Genomic DNA, 5,503 nt, shown 5'->3' with positions numbered 1-5,503 from the left:
CCTCGCGGCGGTGAACACGGCCTGGCGGCAGGCCGCGGCGTGATTGAGAGTCCTCAAGCCGCGCTGGATGGGCGACTTGTGGATGCCCGTCCGTTGAGGATCATGTACAGCGCTGCGGCTCGGTGTTCGCCAGCATCCGAGCCGCAGATGGTGCAATTACCTCTTTGGCGTAGCAATGCCCGTTCATCTGCCGGCGGCATTCGGCGAAATTATATCGCAATCTCAATAACATGCATTCGCGGTGCAACAGGGCGAAACTGGAGGCGGGAGGAATTTAGGATTCCCCTGACGGGGCGAGTCGGGAGCTATGTCGGGAACTGGGTGATGACGGTGTGAGAGAGGCGGCGTATCGGGGCGGGTAACCAGCCTGCCCAACCCCTCCAGAGGAGAGCGATACGCCATGAATGAGACTACCACCGTCGTCCGGCTGCGTCAGCCCGGCGAGATCGACGATCCGCTGACCGAGGTGCTGCGCGCGGGTGCGCGGCAGCTTTTGGCCCAGGCGATCGAGGCCGAGGTCGCGGCCTTCCTGGGCGATCTGAAGACCGAGAAGCTGGCCGACGGCCGCGACCGCGTGGTGCGGCACGGGCACGGTCCGGAGCGCGCCATCCAGACCGGGATCGGCCTAGTGCCGGTCCAGCGGGTGTTGACCTTTGCCTTCGCAGGGCAACGCGGCCTTCGCACAAAGGACTGGCTTTCCCTTCCGAGCAGAGCATTCCTGTCCGCGTCCCGGGTGGTCGCGACGCACGGGGATGATGCCCCGCCGGCCGATGGCCAGTCGCGGGGCTCCGGCAGTGACGGCGCAGGTCGCGCCGCACAGGTCCGGAGATACCCATCATGTCCGCCAAAATGTCGACCAATTCGCTGACCGACACTCAGTTCGCTTTGCTCGCCACCGCCGCGCAGCGCGCAGATCGCGCGCTGGTGCTGCCCGACAGCTTGAAGGGCAACGCCGCGCAGAAGACCGCCGAGAAGCTGATCGGCCTCGGTCTTGCCGAGGAGATCCGTGCTCGCGGCGACATGCCGGTGTGGCGACACAACGAAGACAGCCGCACGATGACGCTGCGTCTCACCAAGCGCGGCCTGAAGATGATCCTGGCAGACGAGAACGAGCGCGAGCCAAAGACGCAGATGGCGGCACTGGCGGGCCGGCCGGCGACCAAGATGCGGGCAGCGGCGGCGACATCTCGATCGGATGAGGGTGACCGGCATAAGGCTCCACCCACGAAGGCGCGGGGACGCTTATCGGTGGCTCCATCCAACGAACTCGAACGGCATCACGAACCTGCATGCGAGCCGTCGGCCATCAGCGAGGGCGTGAACCGCGCTCCTGATCACGGTTCACCATCGTCTGCGCCCGTGACCCGCGCCGGCACCAAGCAGGCGCAGATCCTGGCGCTGCTGCGGCGGCCCGAAGGCGTGACGATCGAGGCGGTGGTGCAGGCGACCGGATGGCTGCCGCACTCGGTCCGCGGCTTCCTCTCCGCCGTCGTGCGCAGGAAGCTCGGCCTCACCATCGCGACGGACAAGGTCGATGGCCAGCGCGTCTACCGCATCGCGCCGGGTGCTGGGGCCCCCTCGCAGCCGGCGGCGTGATCGCGATGACCGCGGCAACGAACGATATCGAGGCCGAGCTTGCGCATCTGCGGGACCTCGACCTTGAGGGCCTGCGCGCACGGTGGCGGTCAGTGTTCCGCCGCCGCGCGCCCGACCACCTGCCGCGTCATCTGCTGGGGCGCATCATCGCCTACCGGCTCCAGGCCGATCGGTTCGGCGATCTCGATGCCAAGACGAGAAGGCATTTGGAGCGCCTCGGTGATGATGCCAGCGGCGCGACGGCGCGTTCAATCCCTGCCGTCGAGACTCCAGCGCCCGGCACCGTGCTGGTCCGCGAGTGGAACGGCGCGCTCCAGCGGGTGATGGTGCTCGATGACGGCTTCGCCTGGAACGGCACCACCTATCGCAGCCTCAGCCAAGTCGCGTTCGCCATCACCGGCACGCGCTGGTCGGGGCCACGCTTCTTCGGCCTGCGGGGCCGTTCGGAGCGTCCGTCATGACCACCAAGCGCCTCCGCTGCGCCATCTACTGCCGGGTCTCGACCGACGCCGGGCTCGACCAGGCGTTCAACTCGCTCGACGCGCAGTTCGAGGCCTCCCAGGCCTACATCAAGAGCCAGGCCCATGAGGGCTGGTCGCTGGTGCGCATGCGCTTTGCCGACGGCGGCTTCTCCGGCGGCTCGACCGATCGGCCCGCGCTCCAGCAGTTGCTGGCCGACATCGAGGCCGGCAGGATCGACGTCGTGGTGGTCTACAAGGTCGACCGCTTGACCCGCTCGCTCGCCGACTTCGCCAAGCTCGTCGAGCTGTTCGATCGCAACAGCGTGTCGTTCGTCTCTGTGACCCAGCAGTTCAACACCACCACCTCGATGGGTCGCCTGACGTTGAACGTGCTGCTGTCATTCGCCCAGTTCGAGCGCGAGGTGACCAGCGAGCGCATCCGCGACAAGATCGCCGCCTCCAAGCTCAAGGGCCTGTGGGTCGGCGGCATGGTGCCGCTCGGCTACGACTGCCGGGACAAGACACTGGTCATCAATCCCCAGGAGGCCGAGACCGTCCGCACCATCTTCCGGCGCTATCTGGAGGTCGGCAGCATCGGTGCGCTGCTGCGCGATCTCCGCCAGCGCGGCATCGTCACCAAGATACGACCGCTGTCGACCGGCCGCACCATCGGCGGCATCCCGTTCGCACGGGGTTCGCTGACCTATCTGCTGCACAATCGCTTCTACATTGGCGAGGTGGCGTTCAAGGGCCGCATCTGCCCCGGCGCGCAGCCAGCCATCCTCGATCGCGACCTGTTCGAGGCGGTGCAGCAGCGTCTCGCCGACCAGCACACCGGCTACCGCAAGACCCGCGAAGCCTCGGCGGCGTTGCTCATGGGCCGCATCTTCGACGACCGCGGCAACCGCATGACGCCGTCGGCGGCCCGCAAGCGCCGCCGGAGCTACCGCTACTATGTCTCTGCAGCCCTTCTCGATGGCGAGCCGGAGCGCGCAGGCGCCGTTGCGCGCGTACCGGCCGAGTCGGTCGAGCGGGTGGTCGTGGATGCGCTGCGGGCGCACCTCGGCAACAGCGCACCTGATGCCGATACCGATTTGATCGCAGTTCGTCTCGATCGCGTCGTCGTCGGGACCTCCTCCCTCGCGGTCACGCTGCGCGCGACGAGTACGCCCGAGCCGAATTCCGACGATGCGCCATCCTCCCCGACGACGTTGACCGTCCCCTGGACCAAGGCCGCCACCCGCCGCCATCGCGAGATCCTGCGTCCGGCCGATGCCACGGCGCCGGTCCCGCGCCCGATGCGGGCGGAGACCAACGCCAAGCTCGTCACGGCCATTGCCCGTAGCCGGCGCTGGCTCGCCGAGATCGAGGCCGGTGACGTCACCATCAACACAATCGCCGAGCGCGAGCACCTAAGCCCACGCCACGTCCACATGACGATCTCGCTGGCCTTCCTGTCGCCACGTCTCGTCGAGGCCGCGATCGATGGACGCCTGCCGCACGGCGTCGGCGTCTCGCGCCTGTTCGATCCTCCGGCGTGCTGGCGCCGCCAGCATGACATGCTTGGCCTCGCCTTCTGACCATTACACGATCAAATCGGCCCAGCCCTGATGGGGACGAGGCGACAATGACGCCTCGAACCATGAGCCGAGCCGTCCCACGCTTCGAGACGATCGCCGAGCCTGTCGCCGGGCGCGCCTTCGGCGTGACCTGATGGCGACCTCCTCAGCGTGAGGCAGCAACACCGCGGCGACTCAGCTTCATGTCGCCGAGACGCCTCTTCCGACGCTGCCGACCGCCCACGCAGCCGTCGCGAACCCGGGTCTTTGCCGCCGCTGCACGCTCGCGCCGCGAAAAGGTTCCCGCCCGCCAGAGACCGCCGGCTCGAAAGCCGCCTCGAAGGCCCTTTGACGCCGCAGAGACCGCCCGCGGCTCCGTCCCCACCGCCAAAGCCCCGGAACCACCGGAGGAATTCCGCCGGGGCCATAAACCGGGGCTTCGAGAAGGTGCGTGGTGGGCCCGGCAGGACTCGAACCTGCAACCAAGCGGTTATGAGCCGCCGGCTCTGACCATTGAGCTACGGGCCCGGCAGGGCGGCGGGAATCTAGAGCATTTTGCGCCAAAGTGGGAACCGGTTTGATCGTCTCCCGTGCGTGGTGTGGCTGGCGGCGAGGTCGCCGCAGCTCTTCGGCCCGGCCGGGGCTGTCGGCCGGCCACCGAGGGCAGGGGCGTCGGGCTGTGGGCAGGCGGTGCCGCTGCCTTGCCAGCCGGTCTTGGCGATGTCGTTCCAAGATGATCCGGCGCGGTTTCGAGTGCTTCAAGCAACGTCGCAGTGGATCTTCAGTCATGGCCGGCGCGGTCGGCGGACGTGGCCGTTAACCGTTCGTTAACCAAAACCTGAGTCCCAACAGGCACTTCGGCGCCGTGCGCGCGGCCGGATCCAGGCGCGGCATCCCGGACTTGACTTTAAATAATCGCTTAAAAATCAGTTACTTCATAATGCAACCGTGGGGCTGGAAAGGCGTTCTGCCGGGTTGTTCGGCATCAGTCGCGGTCGAGCCACGATTTCGCCCAATAGTCCGGGCAAAAGCCGTTCGTGATCGTCCGGGGGCTCTTTCGAAGCGGATGGATCAACGGAGGTGCGCGCATAAACTCCAGCGTTAACAGGGGGACGAAACATTGAGTAACATGTGGAAGGGCCGTCGCGGGCTGTATGCTGCAGCAATGGGCTGCGTGCTTCTTGCAATGACGCCGATCTCCTCGCACGCGGACTCGCTGAAGACGACGAAGTCCTATTCCGGCGTCGGCATGGCGTCGTTCTACGGCCACAAGGATGGCTATAACGGTGCCCGCACCGCCAATGGCGAGCGCTACGACCGCAATTCGCTGACCGCCGCCCACCGCACGCTGCCGTTCGGCACCCATGTGCGGGTCACCAACCTCCGCAACGGCCGCAGCGTCGTCGTCCGCATCAACAATCGCGGCCCCTTCATCCGCGGCCGCATCATCGACGTCTCCTACGCCGCCGCCCGCGAGTTGGGCTTCGTCGATCGCGGCGTCACCCAGGTGCGTGTCGAACGCGACAGCTGAAGGCCTAGCTGAGGGCCACTCTGGGGAGCGGTTCGAGGCCGCCGCTCCCGCCGCCGGGGCACCCACAGTGCCCGCCATTGGGCGCACAGCGCGACAGAGGCGCAAGGCGCGCCGCCGCCGGCCCGAAATCCGCTTGTGCGGAGACTGCTCCAGGGCCGCTTCAACGACATTTCGAACCGGGTCGCGCGACGGGCCGGTCGCGGCGCGATCGCGACGGCTTGAGGGTGTGCGGCCGAGGGCCGCGAGACACAGCGCGGCATGCCGGCTTCCGGGCGGTCAGGCGCCTCCCGCTGCAACCGCGCCAGAAGCTTGCGCGGCCCGAAATGCGGAAACCGCCGCCGAAGCCGCACGATCTC

General features: G+C 67.4%; 4 protein-coding genes, 1 tRNA gene and 1 pseudogene. 5 read left to right on the top strand and 1 reads right to left on the bottom strand.

The features are described 5' to 3' along the window. Positions 1 to 400: 400 nt before the first annotated feature. The 4 genes and pseudogenes from F1193_RS16765 to F1193_RS16750 all read left to right on the top strand — a co-directional run. Positions 401 to 646, top strand: a pseudogene (locus tag F1193_RS16765) (IS256 family transposase); the annotation flags it as partial. A 191-nt stretch (positions 647 to 837) separates the two neighbouring features. Then, a complete protein-coding gene (locus F1193_RS17605; RefSeq protein WP_246164511.1) occupies positions 838 to 1,596 on the top strand; it encodes a DUF3489 domain-containing protein in 759 nt (252 codons plus the stop codon). Positions 1,597 to 1,601: 5 nt separating this feature from the next. After that, the gene (locus F1193_RS16755) at positions 1,602 to 2,057 is read left to right on the top strand and encodes a DUF2924 domain-containing protein (protein WP_150098930.1); all 456 of its coding nucleotides are present in this window, start codon (positions 1,602 to 1,604) and stop codon (positions 2,055 to 2,057) included. Beyond that, the gene (locus F1193_RS16750; protein ID WP_150098929.1) at positions 2,054 to 3,637 is read left to right on the top strand and encodes a recombinase family protein; all 1,584 of its coding nucleotides are present in this window, start codon (positions 2,054 to 2,056) and stop codon (positions 3,635 to 3,637) included. Before F1193_RS16755 ends, F1193_RS16750 begins: the two co-directional genes overlap by 4 nt. Before the next feature lie 431 nt (positions 3,638 to 4,068). Here the strand turns inward: F1193_RS16750 and F1193_RS16745 are convergent. Next, positions 4,069 to 4,144, bottom strand: a tRNA-Ile gene (locus tag F1193_RS16745). A gap of 637 nt (positions 4,145 to 4,781) precedes the next feature. Between F1193_RS16745 and F1193_RS16740 the strand changes: the two genes are divergently transcribed. Then, positions 4,782 to 5,147, top strand: a complete 366-nt coding sequence (locus F1193_RS16740) for a septal ring lytic transglycosylase RlpA family protein (RefSeq protein ID WP_150098928.1) — start codon at positions 4,782 to 4,784, stop codon at positions 5,145 to 5,147. Positions 5,148 to 5,503: the final 356 nt, after the last annotated feature.

This window comes from Blastochloris sulfoviridis, assembly GCF_008630065.1.
Taxonomy (GTDB): Bacteria; Pseudomonadota; Alphaproteobacteria; order Rhizobiales; family Xanthobacteraceae; genus Blastochloris; species Blastochloris sulfoviridis.
The sequence above is the reverse complement of the archived record's forward strand: the minus strand, read 5'-3'. Positions and strand labels throughout refer to the sequence as shown.

What these genes read in the sequence shown, in the direction of transcription:
- F1193_RS16755 (WP_150098930.1), top strand. Translation starts at nt 1,602, where the DNA reads ATGACCGCGGCAACGAACGATATCGAGGCCGAGCTTGCGCATCTGCGG.
- F1193_RS17605 (WP_246164511.1), top strand. Translation starts at nt 838, where the DNA reads ATGTCCGCCAAAATGTCGACCAATTCGCTGACCGACACTCAGTTCGCT.
- F1193_RS16740 (WP_150098928.1), top strand. Translation starts at nt 4,782, where the DNA reads ATGGGCTGCGTGCTTCTTGCAATGACGCCGATCTCCTCGCACGCGGAC.
- F1193_RS16750 (WP_150098929.1), top strand. Translation starts at nt 2,054, where the DNA reads ATGACCACCAAGCGCCTCCGCTGCGCCATCTACTGCCGGGTCTCGACC.